Source organism: Geodermatophilus sp. SYSU D00742 (assembly GCF_054049935.1).
In genome coordinates, this window is the sequence record NZ_JBJGYJ010000012.1 from 41250 (window position 1) to 58961 (window position 17712).

Here is a 17712-nt window from a genome sequence, read left to right on the forward strand (position 1 = left end):
CTGCTCGACCGCCGCGTCCCCGGTGCCCGCTCCCGGGCGCCGGGGACGCCGTCGTCGCGGGGTCGCCGGCCGTGGTCAGAGGGCGCCGTTGTCCCGGAGCACGGTGAGCGCCTCGATCGTGCGGTTGCCGCGCCACTCCAGCGCCGCGGCGGGTGAGTAGCTGTCGAAGTCGACCCGCCAGCCGCCGTCGTCCTGCTGGTGGGCGGCGAGCCGCACCAGCTCCCGCTGGACGGCCTCCGGCGTCACCAGGGCACGCGCGGGGCGGCCCGGCCGGGGCGCGAAGTCCAACGGGCGCATGAACTCCTCCTCGGCGCCGCCGGCGACGTGCACGAAACCGTCGGCAGGGACGTGCCGGCCGAGGCGGTCGAGGAGCTCCCCGGCCTCGGGGTGGGTGGCGTGCGCCGCGTCGAGGAGCCGCACCGCGAAGGCGAGCTCCAGCGCGTGCGGCTCCGCGCCGAGCCCGCGGACGGCCGCGAGACAGAAGCGGGTGGCCCGCGCCAGCCACGGGTGGGCCGCCACGGCGGGGTCGTGCTCGGCGACCCGGTGCGCCATGGCGGCGACGACCGCGGTGATCTGCAGCGACGAGGACGTCGCGTCGGCGGAGGCCCAGAACGGTGCGCAGCCGGCCGGGTCGGGCACCGCGAGTGCGAACGGCAGCCCGCCGTCGGGCAGCGTGACCGCCTCCAGCCAGTCGCACAGCTCCCGCGCCCGCCCGGTCGTCTCCGGGACGACGTCGGCGAAGGCCTCGAGGGCGTGCAGTGCCCCGCCCGGCTGGCTGGTGCCCGAGCGCAGGTCCGGCTCCAGGCCCCAGCCGTAGCCGCCGTCGGGGTTGCGGTACGCCTCGACCGCGGCCAGGACGGCGTCGCCGTCCCCGTTCCCGAACAGCCGCTCGAACCGCCGGCGGTCCAGCAGCCGGGCGGAGGTGGCCATGAAGCCGGCAGCGGCGGAGAGGTCGACGCTCATGGGGCCAGCCTGGCGCAGACCGCCGACAGGCCCGCAGCGGGGACCGCTCCGGGCCCGCCGCAGGTGAGGCGTCCCCTCAGTTCGCCATGTCCACGAAGCGGCTGTAGTGGCCCTGGAAGGCGACGGTGACGTTGGCGGTGGGCCCGTTGCGGTGCTTGACCAGCATGATGTCGGCCTCGCCGGCCCGCGGGCTCTCCTTCTCGTACATGTCCTCGCGGTGGATCATCATGACCATGTCGGCGTCCTGCTCGATCGAGCCGGACTCGCGGAGGTCCGACAGCATCGGCTTCTTGTCCTGACGCTGCTCCGACCCACGGTTCAGCTGACTCATGGCGATCACCGGGACCTCGAGCTCCTTGGCCAGCAGCTTCAGCGCACGGGAGAACTCCGAGACCTCCTGCTGGCGGCTCTCCACCCGCTTGCCCGACGTCATCAGCTGCAGGTAGTCGATGACGACGAGCTTGAGGTCGTTGCGCTGCTTGAGCCGGCGCGCCTTGGCGCGGATCTCCATCATCGTCATGTTCGGGGAGTCGTCGATGTAGAGCGGCGCGTCGGCGATCTCGCCCATCCGGCGGGCCAGCTTCGACCAGTCCTCGTCGGACAGGGTGCCGGCGCGCATGTGGTGCAGCGGCACCTTCGCCTCGGCCGACAGCAGACGCATCGTGATCTCGTGCTTGCTCATCTCCAGCGAGAAGATGACCGCCGGCAGGTGGTGCTTGACCGTCGCCGACCGCGCGATGTCGAGTCCGAGCGTCGACTTGCCCACACCGGGACGTGCCGCGATGACGACCATCTGGCCGGCCTGCAGGCCGTTGGTGAGCTCGTCGAGGTCGCGGATGCCCGTGGGCACGCCACGGGCGGTGCCGCCGCGGGAGGCGATCGCGTCCAGCTCGTCCATCGTCGGCTGCAGGACGTCCTCGAGGCGCGCGTAGTCCTCGCTCATGCGCTTCTCGGTGACGTCGTAGATCTCCTGCTGCGCCCGGTCGACGATGTCGTCGACGTCGCCCTTGCCGCCCGCGGCGCCGTACCCCAGCTGGACGACGCGGGTGCCGGCCTCGACCAGCCGGCGCAGCACGGCCTGCTCGGCGACGATCGCGGCGTAGTAGCCGGCGTTGGCCGCCGTGGGCGTCGACTGGATGAGCGTGTGCAGGTAGACCGCGCCACCCATCTTCGACAGCTGGTCGGTGCGGTTGAGCTCGGCGGCGACGGTGATCGCGTCGGCCGGCTCACCGCGCCCGTACAGGTCGAGGATGCAGTCGAAGATCACCTGGTGCGCGGGCCGGTAGAAGTCCGGCCCCGCCAGCACCTCGACGACGTCGGCGATCGCGTCCTTGCTCAGCAGCATGCCGCCGAGCACCGACTGCTCGGCCGCGACGTCCTGCGGCGGCTGCCGGTCGTACGCCGGCGCCGTCGGCATCGGTCGGCTGAACTCGTCGGCCACCGCCACGGAGGGTCCTCCATCCACTCACCGGCGCACCCGCGAACAGACCCCGGCCGCGGGCCGGGGCCTGGTGGGGGAAGCACCAGAAACGTCGTACGCCAGACTCGAACGTCTGTTCGGTTCGTTGCTACCGCCAGGCACCGACAGAACGTGCCGGTGGTGGCTCGGGGAGGACGTTAGGAAGCCGGGACGGAGCAGTCCAACACCGCTGTGCACCCCGTTCTGCACAACTTGTGGACAAGTCGGTGGACACAGACGTGTCGACATGTGGAGACAGCGGGGGACGGCCGGGGACATGTCCCCGTATCCCGCCGCTGACCTGCGAGGGGACCACCCACCGGTTGTGGACGGGAGAAATCACGGAGAAATCCGGGTGTCGTCGCCCCGGCGTGTCGCGGACCGGTGACCACCCGTCCCACGGGTCACACGTCCACAACTCCACACACGGCCGTCGGGGGTCCACCATGGGGCCCTGTCCGCCGACCGTCGCGGCCCCGTGACGGCGGCCGATGAGGGGAGGACCCGTGCCCGTGACCCGTACCCCCGTGAACCCGTGGCCCTGGTCGGTGGCCTTCGGCTTCAACCAGGCCGAGCTCGTCGAGGGCGCCGGCCGGGTGCTGGTGTGCTCCGGTCAGGCCGCCATGTCCCCCGACGGCGTGCCGCAGCACGCCGGGGACCTCGCCGCCCAGGTGGCCCTGTCCCTCGACAACGTCGAGGCGGTGCTCAAGGACGGCGGCATGACGCTCGCCAACGTCGTCCGGTTGAACGTCTTCACGACCGACGTCGACGGGATGATGGGCGCCTGGGCCGCCCTCGCCGAGCGGTTCGCGGCAGCGGGCATCCGGCCCACCTCCACCCTCGTCGGGGTCACGCGGCTGGCCTTCCCGGAGCTCATGGTCGAGATCGAGGCGACAGCGGTCGACTGAGGGAGGCCCCTCTGCCCCCTGCACGGGGGCCACAACGCCGTGAGGGGCGCCGGACCGGAGTCCGACGCCCCTCACGGGCGGCCCCGTCCCCGGTCCCACCCGGAGCTCGGGGAGGACGGGAGGACGGGATCTCCCTCAGCCGGGGACGACCTCGATCGCCAGCTGGGTGGTCACCTCGGGGTGCACCCGCACGGTGACGGTGTGCTGGCCCGTGGTCTTGATGCTGCTGGGCAGCTCCACGCGGCGCCGGTCCAGCGCCGGCCCACCGGCGGCGGTGACGGCGTTGACGACGTCGGCGGTGGTGACGCGACCGAACAGACGGCCACCCTCACCGGCGCGGGCCGGCACGCGGACGGTCAGCCCGGACAGGCTGCCGGCCACGGTCTGCGCCTCCTCGAGCGACCGCACCTCGCGGGCGGCACGCGCCCGGCGCAGCGACTCGACCTGCTTCTCGGCACCGCGGGTGGCGAGGATCGCCAGGCCGCGGGGCAGGAGGTAGTTGCGGGCGTACCCGCCCTTGACCTCCACGGTGTCACCGGAGGACCCGAGACCGGTGACCTCCTGCGTCAGGATCAGCTTCTGGGTGCTCATGGTCAGCGCGCCGTCGAGGTGTAGGGCAGCAGGGCCATCTCGCGGCTGTTCTTCACGGCCACGGCGACGTCCCGCTGGTGCTGGCTGCAGTTGCCGCTGACGCGGCGGGCACGGATCTTGCCGCGGTCGGAGATGAACTTCCGCAGCAGGGTCGTGTCCTTGTAGTCGATGTAGGTCGCCTTGTCCTTGCAGAACTGGCAGACCTTCTTCTTCGGCTTGCGGATGGGGGGCTTGGCCACCGGGGTTCTCCAGTTACGAAGAGGTTCAGGGGGTTGTCGGCCCCGTCCAGGGGCTCACCCGGAGCGTGCGAGGGGTGAGGAGGACGGGGTCCTCTGTCAGAAGGGCGGTTCGTCCGACGGCGGGGCCGGGGTCGACCACGGGTCGCTGGACCCGCCGCCGCCGCCTCCGCCGAAGCCGCCGCCACCGCCGCCGAAGCCGCCGCCACCCTCACCGCGGGAGGCCTTGGTGACCTTCGCGGTGGCGTAGCGGAGCGAGGGGCCGATCTCGTCGACCTCGAGCTCGACGACGGTGCGCTTCTCGCCTTCCTTGGTCTCGAACGACCGCTGCTTGAGCCGGCCGGAGACGATCACCCGCGAACCGCGGGTCAGCGACTCGGCGACGTTCTCCGCCGCCTGCCGCCACACGTTGCAGCGCAGGAAGAGCGCCTCGCCGTCCTTCCACTCCTGCGACTGGCGGTCGAAGGTCCGCGGGGTCGAGGCGACGGTGAAGTTGGCGACCGCGGCGCCGGACGGCGTGAACCGCAGCTCCGGGTCCGACGTCAGGTTGCCGATGACGGTGATGACGGTCTCGCCGGCCATGGTCAGTGGGCCTCGGGCCGCATCAACTTCGTGCGCAGGACCGACTCGTTCAGGTTGAGCTGCCGGTCGAGCTCGGCGACCGCGGCGGGCTCGGCCTGGATGTCGATGACGGCGTAGATGCCCTCGACCTGCTTCTTGATCTCGTAGGCCATGCGGCGACGGCCCCAGATCTCGGTCTTGTAGCTGCCGCCGGCGTTGCTGACGACGGACAGGAACCGCTCGAGGGACGGCGCGATGGTCCGCTCCTCGAGATCGGGGTCGAGGATGACCATCAGTTCGTAGTGACGCACGGAGAACCCCACCTCCTCTGGTCTGGACGGCTGCAGTAGGTCTGCAGCAGGAGGGTCGTACACGCGTCGCGCGCCCCCGCGGTGACGACCACCGCCGGAACGCGCTCCCACCAGGGTACGTCAACCGGCGACGTCGCCGGGCGCGGGTGCCACGGGCCCGGGACCGTCGGCGGGCGCCACTATCGTCGGCGCGTGGCAGCTCACCCGATCGGCGTACACGTCGGCCCCGGCCTGACCGAGGACAACGAGCTGGCGGACGGCGGCCCGCTGGCGCGCGCGGCGGAGATGGACGCCGACGGCGTGCAGGTCTTCCTCGCCGACCCGCAGGGCTGGACCGCGCCCCGGCCCCGCCCGGACGCCGCCGACCTGCTCGCCGGCGACGTGATGGTCGTCGTGCACGCGCCCTACGTGCTGAACGTCGCGACGACGAACAACCGCATCCGCATCCCGAGCCGCAAGCTGCTGGACAAGCACGCGCAGGCCGCGGCGGCGATCGGTGCCCGCGGCATGGTGGTGCACGGCGGCCACGTGCTGGCGAAGGACGACCCCGCCGCCGGTGTCGACAACTGGCGCAAGACGTTCGCGCGGCAGGCGGAGAGCGGCGGCTTCGCCGTCCCCCTGCTCATCGAGAACACCGCCGGCGGCGGCAACGCGATGGCCCGCGACCTCGACGCGATCGCCCGGCTGTGGGAGGCGGTGGGGGAGTTCGGGGCGGGCTTCGTCCTCGACACCTGTCACGCCTGGGCCGCCGGGTGGGACCTCTCGACCGCGGTGGACGACGTCCGCGCGATCACCGGGCGCGTCGACCTCGTGCACCTCAACAACAGCCGCGACCCGGCCGGCTCCAGTCGCGACCGGCACGCCCCGCTCACCGACGGCGAGATCCCGACCGAGCTACTGGTCGAGGTGGCCCGGGCGGCCGACTGCCCCGTCGTCCTCGAGACCCCCGGCGACGCGCCCGCGCACGCCGAGGAGGTCGCCTTCCTGCGGTCGCAGGTGGGCTGACCGGGGGCGCAGCACCCACCGGTCCGCCGCGTGGTCGAGGACGCCGCCCGCGGGGTCGTCGACCCCGGGCCAGCTGGCCCGGACGACGTCGCCGTCCGGCCGCCAGACGTCCCGCACGACCAGCGCCACGAGGACGACGACGGCGATGTCGCGGACCGTGACGGCGAGGAAGAACCACTGCACCTCGACGCCGCGGTTGTCGGTGCCGAGGTACCAGAGCAGCCGGGGCACCCAGAGCAGCGCCTCGGTCGCCTGCCACAGCAGCAGCGCGCGCCACCGCGGCCGGGCCAGCACCGCCAGCGGGAGCAGCCACAGCGAGAACTGCGGGCTCCACACCTTGTTCAGCAGCAGGAACCCGGCGACCAGCAGGAACGCCACCTGGGCCACGCGGGGCCGCACCGGGGCGGCCAGCGTCAGCCAGGCCACCGCCGCGACCATCGCGAGCACCGCCACGGCCACGACCGCGTTGAGCACGACCGGCGCCTCGCCGTCGGCCAGCGGGCCGTCGAACAGCCGGCCGCCCGAGATGGTGATCGCGATGTTCCACAGGGTGTCGGGGTCGGCCGGCCGCTCGCTGTTGAGCCGGAAGAACCGCGACCAGTTCTCCGGCGCCAGGACGGCGACGGGCACGTTGACCGCCAGCCAGGCCAGCGCCGCCGCGACCGCCGTCCGCAGCCAGGTGCGCAGTTGCCCGGACCGCAGGCACAGCAGGAACAGCGCGCCCAGCAGGAGCACCGGGTAGAGCTTGGCGGCGACGCCCAGGCCGAGCAGCGCCCCGGCGAGGACCGGGCGGCGCCGGGCCCAGGCCCACAGCCCGAGCGAGGCCAGGGCGACGGCCAGCAGGTCCCAGTTGGTGAACGCGTGCACGAACAGCAGGGGCGAGAGCCCGACCATCGCCGCGTCCCAGGGTCGCCGCCCCGAGACGCCGAGCACCGCGCGGGTCGTCAGGAGGGCGCACAGGGTCAGCAGCAGGCAGGTGGCGACGTAGTAGGACTGCACCGCGGGGACGGCGGGCAGCACGCCGGTCGCGGCCGCCAGCGCGTCGTAGACCCGGCCCAGCCCGGCCGCGGCGAGCATGAGGGCGCCGGTCAGGACCGGGTACTCGACGGCGGAGTCCAGGTAGGGGACCGCCCCGCCGTCCAGCCCGTGCAGGCCGTACAGCGGGACGGTGTCGGAGTAGCAGAAGTGCGTGTACTGGACCCAGCCCGCCCAGTTGCCGTCGGAGCACGGCGCCTGCTTGACCCACGCGAGGGCCAGCACGGTCGTGGTGAACAGCAGGCAGACCCGCAGCGGCGTCCAGAACAGGGCCCGGCCGGTCACCGCGTGCCGCCCCCAGGGGCCGCCCACGGCCTCGCTGGCCTGGGTCGCCACCGGATCGGTCCAGGTGGGGACGACGCGGTCGGGCCGGCCGGCGTCCCGTGGGCGGACGGCGCTCGCCGGAGACGCCGAGGGCCCGCCCGCCGGCTGGTCAGCCGGATCGGACGGGCCCTGCGGGGGAGTGCGCACGCGGACAGTCTGCCCGCGCAGGTCAGCCGGTCGGCTGAGCCTCGGTGCCGGGTGACACGGGTTGCGCCGGCTGGGCCGGCGCAGGGATGCCCGGGTTGGTGTTGGGCTGACCCGTGTTCGGCTGGCCGGTGTTCGGCTGGCCGGTGTTGGGCTGGCCCGTGTTCGGCTGACCGCCGGTCGCGCCGTCCGGGGTGCCGGTGTTCGGCTGACCGCCGGTGTTGCCCCCGTCCGTGCCGTCGTCCCCGGTGGAGTCGTCGACGACCGGCGGGGCGGAGGGCTGGGTCTGCGGAGCCGGCGGCGCGGAGGGCTGCGACCGGGTGGTCTGCGGGGCCGGCTCGGGCACGCCCACGCCGGTGTCACCGCGGATCAGCGCCCGGTCGGGCAGGTCCTCCTTCGGCGTCCCGTCCAGGACGCTGTTCATGAACTCCTGCCAAATCGCACCCGGCAGGCCCGAGCCGTAGATGATCGCGCCGTTGGCGTTGACGATCGGGTCACTGGGCGAGTCGTTGCCCATCCAGACCGCCGTCGACAGCGACGGCGTGTAGCCGACCATCCAGGCGTCGGAGTTGTCCTCGCCCTGGCCCTGGGTACCGGTCTTGCTGGCGACCTCGCGGCCGCCGTCCAGCGCCCGCTTGGAGTAGGACGCCACGCCCTTGAGCGCGAACGTGACGTCGTTGGCGACGTCGGCGGTGATGGCCTGGTCGCCGGAGTCACCGGAGTACTCCAGCAGCAGCGCGCCCTGGCTGTCGGTCACCCGGGACACGAAGAACGGCTCGTGCTCGACGCCGCCGTTGGCCAGGGTGGCGAAACCGTGCGCCTGGTCGATCGGGCGCATCTCGTACTCGCCGATGCCGATCGCGGAGCCGGTGAAGCCGTCGGCGTTGGCCAGGGTGGTGTTGTCCTTGAGCGTGCCGCCCTGCCAGGTCTCGGGCAGCCCGGTCGCGGCCAGGGCGGTCTCCCGGACCTTCTCCGGGCCCACCTCGTGCGCCAGCCCGTAGAACGTGGTGTTCAGCGACCGCGTCATGGCCTCGACCAGGGTGCACGCCCCGCACGAGGCGCCCCCGGAGTTGCGCACGAGCGCCTCGCGGTCGGGGAACTTCTGCGGCGAGCTGCCGTCACGGCGGGAGTTGACGCTGATGCCCTCCTCCAGCGCGGCGGCCAGGGCGTAGGGCTTCATCGACGAGCCGGGCTGGCGCTGGGCCTGGGCGTAGTCGGTGCCCGTGCCGTTGGCCCCGCCGTAGTAGGCACGCACCGCGCCGTTGCGCGGGTCGACGGCCACCAGCGCCTGCCGCAGGCCCTCGGGCTCGCCCTCCATCACGTCGGCGACGGCGGCGGCCGCGGCGTCCTGCGACCGCTTGTCCACCGTGGTGGTGATCCGCAGACCACCGGCCCGGATCTGCTGCTCGGTGTAGCCCTTGCCCTCGAGCTCGGCCATGGCCTGCTGCACGACCAGCCCCTCCGGTCCGCTGGGGATCCCGAGGTTCGAGCCGGTCTTGGGCAGCACCTGCGGGTAGACGGAGGCGTCCCGCTCGGCCTGGGTGAGCCAGCCCTCGTCGACCATCGCGTCGAGCACCAGGCCCCAGCGGCTCTGGGCGCCCTCCGGGTCGACCTCGGGGTCGTTGTTGCTGGGGCTGCGGATGAGGACGGCGAGGACGGCGCCCTGCTGCGGGGTCAGCTCGGCGGCCGACACCCCGAAGAAGGTGTTGGCCGCGGCCTCGATGCCGTTGGCGCCGCGGCCGAAGTAGATGGTGTTCAGGTAGTTCTCGAGGATCTCGTCCTTCTCGTACTGGTTGTCCAGCTTGATGGCGAGGAACAGCTCCTGGAACTTGCGGCTGAACGTCTGCTCGTGGGTCAGGAACGCGTTCTTGACGTACTGCTGGGTGATCGTCGAGCCGCCCTGCGTCGAGCCGCCGGTGAGGTTGTTCCACGCGGCCCGGATGATCCCGGTGAAGGAGATGCCGGGGTCGGAGTAGAAGCTGCGGTTCTCGGCGGCCAGGATCGCCTCCTGCGCCGGCTCGGAGACCTGGTCCAGGCTGACGTTGGTGCGGTTGCCCCCGTCCACCCCGAGCCGGGCCATCTCGGTGGTGCCGTCGGCGTAGTACACGACCGTCGTCTGCGCGTTCTGCACCGAGTCGGGGTCGGGGACCTCGGTCGTGGCGTAGACCACGCCGACGAACACGCCCAGCAGCACGAGCAGCCCGGCGAGGGCCGCACCGACGGCCCTCAGCCGGCGGCGCCGCTTCTGCTTCCTGGTGCGGGCCGCCTTGGTCGACGGCCGGCCCGCGGGCCGGCCGGACCGCGCGACGGCGGAACCGGGGCGGGCACCGGACCGGGACGCCGTCGTCCGGCCCCCACGGCCGGCTGGTGGCCGCCGGTTGCCGCCGTTCCCGCCGCCGGTGCGACCCGGGGCCGGCCGGCGGTCCGGGCCGCCCTGCGGCCCGACCGGGGAGGTCTCGTCGTGGGGAGGCACGAAGGGGCCCCTCTCTGACTCGTTCGGTGGGCGGGACGAAGGCGTCCCGCGCTCAGGGTGTCGTCTTCAGCTGTGAGAGCGGGGGAGGACCCGCGGCAGCGCCGTCTCACAGCGGTCCCGTGTGACGGAAGGGTCCGGCGGGGCGATCTGTTCCCCGCGGCGACTACTCCGTCGCCGCGCGCCGGCGGGAGCGGCGGGGCGAACGCCCCGGCTCCGGCTCGTTCCCCAGGACGTACGAGCAGGCCAGGTGGTTCCAGCCGCAGCCGCGGCACACCTCGACGGCGTAGACGGAGAACTCCTCCTGCGCGGCGTCCATGCGGGCCAGCTCGGTCTGGGTCTTGGCCTGCCCGGCCGTCGGCCCGAGGTGCTCGCCGTAGACGTAGCTGACCAGGGTCAGGCGCTCCTTGCGGCACACGGGGCAGACGACGTCGGTCGCCTCACCGTGGTACTTGGCCGCCCGGGACAGGTAGGGACTGGCGTCGCAGACCTCGAAGAGCCCCGTGCGTCCGGCGTACACCTCGGCGAGGACGGATCGCCGCTGCAGCGAGTAGTCCACGACGGATCGACGTCCGGGCACCTCGCCAATGTACGCACCGGGGCCGACGCCGTCAGGACCGCCGAGCGGCTCCGCCGGTCCACCGACCGTCGGCGGGCGGGTTGCCGAGCGCCGCCACCCGACCACCGGCGGGACACCTCCCGGTGTCGCCAGCCACGCCTGTCGATGTATCGTCCCGATACATCGACCGTGGGGCGGAGGAGGGCGACGTGCTCGAGTTCGCCATCCTGGGTCTGCTGCACCAGTCGCCGATGCACGGCTACGAGCTGCGCAAACAGCTCGCACAGGTGCTCGGCGGGCTGCGCAGCATCTCCTACGGGTCGCTGTACCCCGCGCTCAAGCGCCTGCACGCGGCCGGCTACGTCACCACCGACGAGCCCGACCCGCGGGCACCGCTGCCGGCCGACGCACCGGCGCTCACCGGACGGCGCGGGAAGGTGGTCTACACGATCACCGCGGAGGGCAAGGAGCGCTTCCACGAGCTGGTCAGCCAGGCCGGCCCCGAGGCGTACGACGACGGCGGGCTCTTCGGCGTCCGGCTGGCGTTCTTCCGGCACACCGCCGCCGACGTGCGGATGCGGATCCTCGAGGGACGCCGCCGCACCGTCGAGCAGCAGCGGGAGGGGCTGCGGTCCTCGCTGGCGAGGACCCGCCAGCGGCTCGACCGCTACACCCTCGAGCTCCAGCGCCACGGCCTGGAGTCGGTGGACCGGGAGGTCCGCTGGCTGTCGGAGCTCATCGACAGCGAGCGGCGGCAGACCGACGACCCCGGTCCCGGGGACGCCGGACCGCCCCCCGCCACGACGCCCGCTCCCGGATGACCCCGGCGGCCGCGCCGCCGCCTCCGTACACGGCAGGACCGCCCCCGGTCCGCTCACCGACCGTTCGCGGTCCTAGGAAAGAAGGAGACCCCCTGTGGGATCTGTCAAGGTCGCCATCGTCGGCGTCGGCAACTGCGCCGCGTCGCTCGTCCAGGGCGTGCACTACTACCGCGACGCCGACGAGACCTCGTCGGTGCCCGGGCTGATGCACGTGCGCTTCGGCGAGTACCACGTCTCCGACGTGCAGTTCGTCGCCGCGTTCGACGTCGACGCCAAGAAGGTCGGCCGCGACCTCTCCGAGGCCATCGTCGCGAGCGAGAACAACACCATCAAGATCTGCGACGTGCCGCCGCTGGGCGTCTCCGTGCAGCGCGGCACCACCCTCGACGGCCTGGGCCGGTACTACCGGGAGATGATCGAGGAGTCCGACGAGCAGCCGGTGGACGTCGTCGCGGCGCTGCGCGAGTCGGGCGCCGACGTGCTCGTCTGCTACCTCCCGGTCGGTTCCCAGCAGGCCGCCGAGTTCTACGCCCAGTGCGCGATCGACGCCGGCGTGGCGTTCGTCAACGCGCTGCCGGTCTTCATCGCCGGGACCCAGGAGTGGGCGGACAGGTTCACCGCCGCCGGGGTGCCGATCGTCGGTGACGACATCAAGAGCCAGGTCGGCGCCACCATCACCCACCGGGTGCTGGCCAAGCTCTTCGAGGACCGCGGCGTCCAGCTGGACCGCACGATGCAGCTCAACGTCGGCGGGAACATGGACTTCAAGAACATGCTCGAGCGCGAGCGCCTGGAGTCCAAGAAGATCTCCAAGACCCAGTCGGTGACCAGCCAGGTCGGCCGCGACATGGGCGCGGGCAACGTCCACATCGGCCCGTCGGACCACGTGCCGTGGCTCAGCGACCGCAAGTGGGCCTACGTCCGCCTCGAGGGCCGCGCGTTCGGCGACGTCCCGCTCAACCTGGAGTACAAGCTCGAGGTCTGGGACTCCCCGAACTCGGCCGGGATCATCATCGACGCCGTCCGCGCCGCGAAGATCGCCAAGGACCGCGGCATCGGCGGCCCGATCCTGTCGGCGTCGTCCTACTTCATGAAGAGCCCGCCGGTGCAGTACGACGACAGCGAGGCCCGTGACGCCGTCGAGGCCTTCATCCGCGGCGACATCGAGCGCTGAACGGCCGGCACCGGTCGACAGGGCCCGTCCCCCGCGCCCGGGGGGACGGGCCCTGTCCCGTTGCGCGTGGAGCGCCGTGCCGGTCCGGTCGGCTGCCTACGCTGGGCCGCATGCCGCCGCGCCGCCGTCCGCTGCTCCCGGCCCTGGGGCTGGTGCTCGCGCTGCTCACCGGGTGCTCCGGCGGCGACGAGGAGCGGGCGCCCGGCGACCCCGTGACCGCGGGCGAGGCCGACGTCCTGGCGCAGCTGCTGGCGCGCAACGAGGAGGAGGGGGGCGCGGACGTCGTCGTCACCGCGCCCTACGGCGAGGACACCGTGCTGACCCTCACCGGCGAGGTGGACTTCGCCGGGCAGGTGGGCCGCGCCCAGGCGGTGACCACCTACGGCGACGGCCGGCCCGACGACACGCGCACGCTGTTCTTCACCCCGGAGGCGGTCTGGTTCGGCGACGTCCCCGGGCTGGGTGCGGCCCTGGCCGCGGCGGGCCTCCCGGAGGCCTCGTACGTGCGGCGGCCACTGGCCACGGGGGAGGAGTCGCCGCTCACCGACGTGCTGGTGCGGCTGGTGCTCAACCTCTCCGCCGAGCAGGCCGACGACCCGGGGGCGTTCCGGGGCGAGGGCTACACCTGGCAGGGGGAGCGCTCGGTGGACGGCGACCTGACGGCGGTCTACGCGTCGGAGTCGGGCTGGTCGGTGGCCGTGGACAGCTCCAGCGACCTGCTGGCCCAGTTCGTCACCCGGCTGCCCGGCCAGGACCACGAGGTGACGGTGACGCTCTCCGACCACGGCCCGCGGCAGATCACGGTGCCGGTGGCCGAGGTGACCGTCGACGGGGCGGCGCACCCGGAGATCACGGGGACCGTCGGCCTCTGAGGCCGCTCACGGGTCACTCGACCCCGGACAGGCGGAAGGGGGCGGCCTCTTCCCCAGACCGCCCCCTTCCGAGGTCTTTCCTACCAGATCGGGTCCCGCCCCGGGCAGCCCGACGACGAAATCGTGACCGTCAGTTGACCGACGGGTCGGCCGGCGCCGTGGAGAGCACCGCCAGCCGGCCGGTCTGCCGGCTCATCACCCGGCGCCACAGCTCCGGCCCGGCCAGCTCGCTGAGGACGTCGTCCGGCGTGCCGGGCACGCAGGCCCACGCGCCCTCGGCGACCTCACCCGCCAGCTGCCCCGGCGACCAGCCCGCGTAGCCGGCGAACACCCGCAGGCCCCGCACCTGCCCCTCGAGGTCCCCCGGCTCGGCGTCGAGGTCGACGAGGTGGACGTCGCCGGCGACCTGGCGCAGGCCGCTGTCGGGCGACGGCGTGACCCCGGGGCAGACGGCGAGGCACAGCGCGGTGTCGGTCTCGCACGGGCCGCCGACGTGGAACACCCCCGGGTCGACGGCGAGGTCGCACCACCCGGGCAGGACGTCGCGGATCTCCACCTGGCTGGGCCGGCCCAGGACGACGCCCAGCGTGCCGGTGTCGCTGTGGTCGAGCACGAAGACGACCGTGCCGGCGAAGGTGGGGTCGGTCAGCGTCGGCATCGCCACGAGCAGGGAGCCCGGGCGGACGTCGTCCAGATCGCCGATCGACAACGCCGGAACCGCGTCCGCACGGCGTCGGCCCGTCGCCGGGCGCGCGGGCGGCCCGGGCTCGGGCTCGGACGAGGGCGGGGGAGTCATCACACCCAGTGTGCCCCACCGGAAGGGGGCACGGTGGCCGTGCCCGCCCGCCGTGTGAGCGCTGCCGCGGCCCGTCGTCCACCGGATGGGAGGGGACGGCCACCGTAGGGTGACCGCGTGCGCCAGGCGGGGACGACCGTGCGCCACCTGCTGGTGCGTCCCGACTTCCGCCGGCTGCTCGCCACCCGCCTCACGGCGCAGTTCGGGGACGGCGTGCTGCAGGCCGCGCTGGCGGGCACGGTGCTGTTCAACCCGCAGCGTGCGGCCGACCCCCTCGACGTCGCCGCCGGGTTCGCCGCGCTCCTCCTGCCCTACTCGCTCGTCGGCCCGTTCGCCGGCGTCTGGCTGGACCGGTGGAGCCGCCGCCAGGTGCTGCTGCGCGCCAACCTGGTCCGCTGCGCCCTGGTGGCGGTGCTCGCCGTCCTGGTCGGGTCCGGGGTGTCCGGGGCGCCGTTCCTGCTCACCGGGCTGGCGGTGTTCAGCGTCAACCGGTTCGTCCTGTCCGCCCTGTCGGCGGCGCTGCCGCACACGACCGACGAGCCGTCGCTGGTGCCGGCCAACGCCCTGTCGACGACGTCCGGCGCGGTGGCCACGGTGGTGGGCGGGGCGGTCGCCGTCGCGCTGCTGCCCCTCGCCGGCGCGGGCGACGGCGTCTACGCGGTCGGAGCGCTGGCGGCGGCGGTGCCGTACCTGGCCTCGGCTCGGGTGGTCGCCGGCTTCGACCGCGGGTACCTGGGGCCGGACTCCGCGACCCGGTCGGCGTCCCTCTCGCTGCGGGCGGTGGGCGCCGGGATGGTCGCCGGTGCGCGGCACGCGTGGGCCCGCCCGCCGGCCGTCGTCGCGCTCGCGGTGATCACCGCCCACCGGCTGTGCCTCGGCCTGGTCACGCTCATGACGCTGCTGCTGTTCCGCACCACCCCCGGCGCCTGGGGGTCGGTGCCCGGCGGCCTCGGCGGGCTCGGGGTGGTCGTGGCCGCCGGTGCCGGCGGGACCCTCCTCGCCGCCGCGGTGACCCCCGCGGCGGTGCGCCGGCTGGGACGGGCCCGCTGGGTGACGCTGCTGCTGGCCGCCGCCGGGCCGCTGCTGGTCGCCCTGGGGCTGCCCGCGCTCCCGCCGACCGTCGTGCTGGCGGGGTTCGTGCTCGGCTTCGTCGGCCAGGGCGTGAAGATCTGCGTCGACGCGACCCTGCAGGAGGCGGTGGACGACGACTTCCGCGGCCGGGTGTTCTCCGTCTACGACACGCTGGTCAACGTCGGCTACGTGGTGGCGCTGGTGGCCGCGGCCTTCCTGCTGCCCGCCTCCGGCGTCTCCCCCGGCCTGGTGGTCGCCGTCGGCGTCCTCTACGCCCTCACCGCCGCCCTCAGCGGACTGCCACGGCGCGGGTCACGCGCCCCCCTCGCTCGTCAGGGCGGGTGAGCGCCGCCCGGGTGCGGGTCTGTCGGCGTCAGCCCTGCGGTCCCACCCCACGCGCACGGGCCCAGGCGCGGAGCTCCGCCTCGGCCTCGTCGCGCTCCAGTGGTCCGCGCTCCAGGCGCAGCTCCTTGAGGTGCTTCCAGGCCTCCCCGACCTCGCGGCCGGGCGGGATGCCGAGGATCTCCATGATCGCGTTGCCGTCGAGGTCGGGGCGCACGCGGGCGAGGTCCTCGGCCGCCGACAGCTCGGCGATCCGCTGCTCCAGGGAGTCGTAGGTGGCCGACAGCGCCGCGGCCCGCCGCTTGTTGCGGGTCGTGCAGTCCGAGCGCACCAGCTTGTGCAGCCGGGGCAGCAGGTCGCCGGCGTCGGTGACGTACCGGCGGACGGCGGAGTCGGTCCACTCGCCACGGCCGTACCCGTGGAAGCGCAGGTGCAGGAAGGTCAGCCGGGCGACGGCCTCGACGACCTCCTTGGGGTACCGCAGGGCGGTCAGCCGCTTGCGCACCAGCTTGGCCCCGACCACCTCGTGGTGGTGGAACGAGACCCGGCCGCGGGCCTCGTGGCGGCGCGTGGCCGGCTTGCCGATGTCGTGCAGCAGGGCCGCCAGCCGGAGCACCAGGTCGGGGGACCCGTCTCCCGCCCCGCCCGCCCGGGCCTCGGCCTGCTCCAGCGCGATGGCCTGGTCCAGCACGGTCAGCGAGTGGCTGTAGACGTCCTTGTGCTGGTGGTGCTCGTCGATCTCCATCCGCAGCGCCGAGAGCTCCGGGAGGACGACGTCGGCCAGCCCGGTGGAGACGAACAGCTCCAGCGCCGCGCGCGGGGCGTCCTGCAGCAGCGTCTTGGACAGCTCGACCTGCACCCGCTCCGGCGTGATCCGGGCCAGCTGGCCGGAGAGGGCGGTCATCGCCTCCACCACCTCGTCGTCCGGGGTCAGCCCGAGCTGGGCGACGAACCGGACGGCGCGCAGCATCCGCAGCGGGTCGTCGGCGAAGGAGTCGACGGCGGCACCCGGGGTGCGCAGCCGCCGCGCCAGCAGGTCACCGAGGCCGCCGTAGGGGTCGGTGACCGTGCGGTCCGGTCCGAGCGACACCGCCATGGCGTTGACGGTGAAGTCGCGCCGGGCGAGGTCGTCGACCAGCGAGGTGCCCCAGGCGACCTCCGGGTTCCGCGACTCCCGGTCGTAGCGGTCGGCCCGGAACGTGGTGATCTCCAGCCGGACGCCGGAGACCTCCGCACCCACCGTGCCGAAGGCGATGCCGGTGTTCCACGTGGAACTGGCCAGGCCGCGCAGCAGCTCGAGCACCCGCTCGGGGCGGGCGTCGGTGGTCAGGTCAAGGTCACCGGGGACCCGCGGCGCGCCGGACCCGGCGGCCAGCAGCGCGTCGCGGACCGACCCGCCGACGAGGTGCACCTCGAAGCCGGCCTCGGTGAACCGCTCCCCCACGCGGGTCAGCACGGGGGAGACGTCGACCAGCTCCCGCACAGTCTCCTGGACGGCGGGCGGCACCGGTTCGGCGACCGGGGGACGACTCTGGGGCTGACCGGACACGACGATCCAGGGTAGTGCCGTGGCGCGCGCTACCCTCCAGACATGGCTGGGACGGGTGGTCGAGGGCGCCCCGGCCGCCGGTTGCGCCGGGTCGACGAGACCTCCGCCGGGGGCCTGGTGGTGGCTGACGACCCCGTCACGGGGCCGCGCGCCGCCCTCATCGGCCGCACCGACCGCCGCGGCCGACTCCTGTGGTCCCTGCCCAAGGGCCACATCGAGGAGGGCGAGACGCCCGAGGACACCGCCGTCCGCGAGGTCGCCGAGGAGACCGGCATCATCGGCGAGGTCGTCGCGCCGCTGGGCATCATCGACTTCTGGTTCGTCGCCGACGGCCGCCGCGTGCACAAGACGGTGCACCACTTCCTGCTCCGCGCCATCGGAGGAGCGCTGTCCGACGCCGACATCGAGGTGACCGAGGTCGCCTGGGTCCCCCTCGACGAGCTCGGCGACCGGCTGGCCTACGCCGACGAGCGGGCCCTCGTCGAGCGGGCGCCGGCGCTCCTCGCCGACAGCGCGTGAGC

At 73.7% G+C, this 17712-nt stretch carries 18 protein-coding genes; 7 read left to right on the top strand and 11 right to left on the bottom strand.

Translation table 11 applies throughout. The features are described 5' to 3' along the window. Positions 1-75 precede the first annotated feature (75 nt). A complete protein-coding gene (locus ACI78V_RS10485; RefSeq protein WP_456850840.1) occupies positions 76-963 on the bottom strand; it encodes a hypothetical protein in 888 nt (295 codons plus the stop codon). A 76-nt stretch (positions 964-1039) separates the two neighbouring features. Further along, positions 1040-2410 carry a replicative DNA helicase gene (gene dnaB, locus ACI78V_RS10490; RefSeq protein ID WP_456850841.1) on the bottom strand — a complete coding sequence of 457 codons (1371 nt, stop codon included), beginning with the start codon at positions 2408-2410 and terminating at the stop codon, positions 1040-1042. Positions 2411-2934: 524 nt separating this feature from the next. On the opposite strand from dnaB, the gene ACI78V_RS10495 reads away from it, so the two are divergent. After that, positions 2935-3330 carry a RidA family protein gene (locus ACI78V_RS10495; RefSeq protein WP_456850842.1) on the top strand — a complete coding sequence of 132 codons (396 nt, stop codon included), beginning with the start codon at positions 2935-2937 and terminating at the stop codon, positions 3328-3330. A 135-nt stretch (positions 3331-3465) separates the two neighbouring features. Here ACI78V_RS10495 and rplI read toward each other — a convergent pair whose 3' ends face one another. The 4 genes from rplI to rpsF form a co-directional block, all read right to left on the bottom strand. After that, complete coding sequence (gene rplI, locus ACI78V_RS10500) at positions 3466-3921, bottom strand: 50S ribosomal protein L9 (protein ID WP_456850843.1); 456 nt, start codon at positions 3919-3921, stop codon at positions 3466-3468. Between the two features lie 2 nt (positions 3922-3923). Further along, positions 3924-4160 (bottom strand): 30S ribosomal protein S18, encoded by a 237-nt coding sequence (gene rpsR, locus ACI78V_RS10505; protein WP_097207512.1) that lies wholly within the window; start codon positions 4158-4160, stop codon positions 3924-3926. 96 nt (positions 4161-4256) lie between these two features. Continuing rightward, a complete protein-coding gene (locus tag ACI78V_RS10510) occupies positions 4257-4739 on the bottom strand; it encodes a single-stranded DNA-binding protein (RefSeq protein ID WP_456850844.1) in 483 nt (160 codons plus the stop codon). Between the two features lie 2 nt (positions 4740-4741). Then, positions 4742-5029, bottom strand: coding sequence for a 30S ribosomal protein S6 (rpsF, locus tag ACI78V_RS10515; protein ID WP_456850845.1), 288 nt, complete (start codon positions 5027-5029; stop codon positions 4742-4744). Positions 5030-5221: 192 nt separating this feature from the next. Between rpsF and ACI78V_RS10520 the strand changes: the two genes are divergently transcribed. Continuing rightward, positions 5222-6034, top strand: a complete 813-nt coding sequence (locus ACI78V_RS10520; RefSeq protein ID WP_456850846.1) for a deoxyribonuclease IV — start codon at positions 5222-5224, stop codon at positions 6032-6034. Here the strand turns inward: ACI78V_RS10520 and ACI78V_RS10525 are convergent. The 3 genes from ACI78V_RS10525 to ACI78V_RS10535 all read right to left on the bottom strand — a co-directional run bounded on the left by ACI78V_RS10525 (position 5924) and on the right by ACI78V_RS10535 (position 10587). Further along, positions 5924-7405 (bottom strand): glycosyltransferase family 87 protein, encoded by a 1482-nt coding sequence (locus ACI78V_RS10525; protein WP_456850847.1) that lies wholly within the window; start codon positions 7403-7405, stop codon positions 5924-5926. The two genes, ACI78V_RS10520 and ACI78V_RS10525, sit on opposite strands and share 111 nt — an antisense overlap. A 157-nt stretch (positions 7406-7562) precedes the next feature. Beyond that, a complete protein-coding gene (locus ACI78V_RS10530) occupies positions 7563-10010 on the bottom strand; it encodes a transglycosylase domain-containing protein (RefSeq protein WP_456850848.1) in 2448 nt (815 codons plus the stop codon). Positions 10011-10173: 163 nt separating this feature from the next. Beyond that, complete coding sequence (locus ACI78V_RS10535) at positions 10174-10587, bottom strand: DUF5318 family protein (protein ID WP_456850849.1); 414 nt, start codon at positions 10585-10587, stop codon at positions 10174-10176. A 188-nt stretch (positions 10588-10775) separates the two neighbouring features. On the opposite strand from ACI78V_RS10535, the gene ACI78V_RS10540 reads away from it, so the two are divergent. The 3 genes from ACI78V_RS10540 (at position 10776) to ACI78V_RS10550 (ending at position 13433) form a co-directional block, all read left to right on the top strand. Continuing rightward, positions 10776-11387 (top strand): PadR family transcriptional regulator, encoded by a 612-nt coding sequence (locus ACI78V_RS10540; protein WP_456850850.1) that lies wholly within the window; start codon positions 10776-10778, stop codon positions 11385-11387. 94 nt (positions 11388-11481) lie between these two features. Continuing rightward, positions 11482-12561, top strand: a complete 1080-nt coding sequence (locus ACI78V_RS10545; RefSeq protein WP_456850851.1) for an inositol-3-phosphate synthase — start codon at positions 11482-11484, stop codon at positions 12559-12561. A gap of 110 nt (positions 12562-12671) precedes the next feature. Further along, positions 12672-13433, top strand: a complete 762-nt coding sequence (locus ACI78V_RS10550) for a hypothetical protein (RefSeq protein WP_456850852.1) — start codon at positions 12672-12674, stop codon at positions 13431-13433. 130 nt (positions 13434-13563) lie between these two features. Here ACI78V_RS10550 and ACI78V_RS10555 read toward each other — a convergent pair whose 3' ends face one another. Then, entirely contained in the window at positions 13564-14142 is a 579-nt protein-coding gene (locus ACI78V_RS10555) for a YqgE/AlgH family protein (RefSeq protein WP_456850853.1), read from the bottom strand. Positions 14143-14346: 204 nt separating this feature from the next. Between ACI78V_RS10555 and ACI78V_RS10560 the strand changes: the two genes are divergently transcribed. Then, entirely contained in the window at positions 14347-15645 is a 1299-nt protein-coding gene (locus ACI78V_RS10560; RefSeq protein ID WP_456850854.1) for an MFS transporter, read from the top strand. A 28-nt stretch (positions 15646-15673) separates the two neighbouring features. Here the strand turns inward: ACI78V_RS10560 and ACI78V_RS10565 are convergent, their stop codons facing one another. Continuing rightward, entirely contained in the window at positions 15674-17191 is a 1518-nt protein-coding gene (locus ACI78V_RS10565; RefSeq protein WP_456850855.1) for a CCA tRNA nucleotidyltransferase, read from the bottom strand. Positions 17192-17233: 42 nt separating this feature from the next. Between ACI78V_RS10565 and ACI78V_RS10570 the strand changes: the two genes are divergently transcribed. Next, positions 17234-17710, top strand: a complete 477-nt coding sequence (locus ACI78V_RS10570) for an NUDIX hydrolase (RefSeq protein WP_456850856.1) — start codon at positions 17234-17236, stop codon at positions 17708-17710. Positions 17711-17712 lie beyond the last annotated feature (2 nt).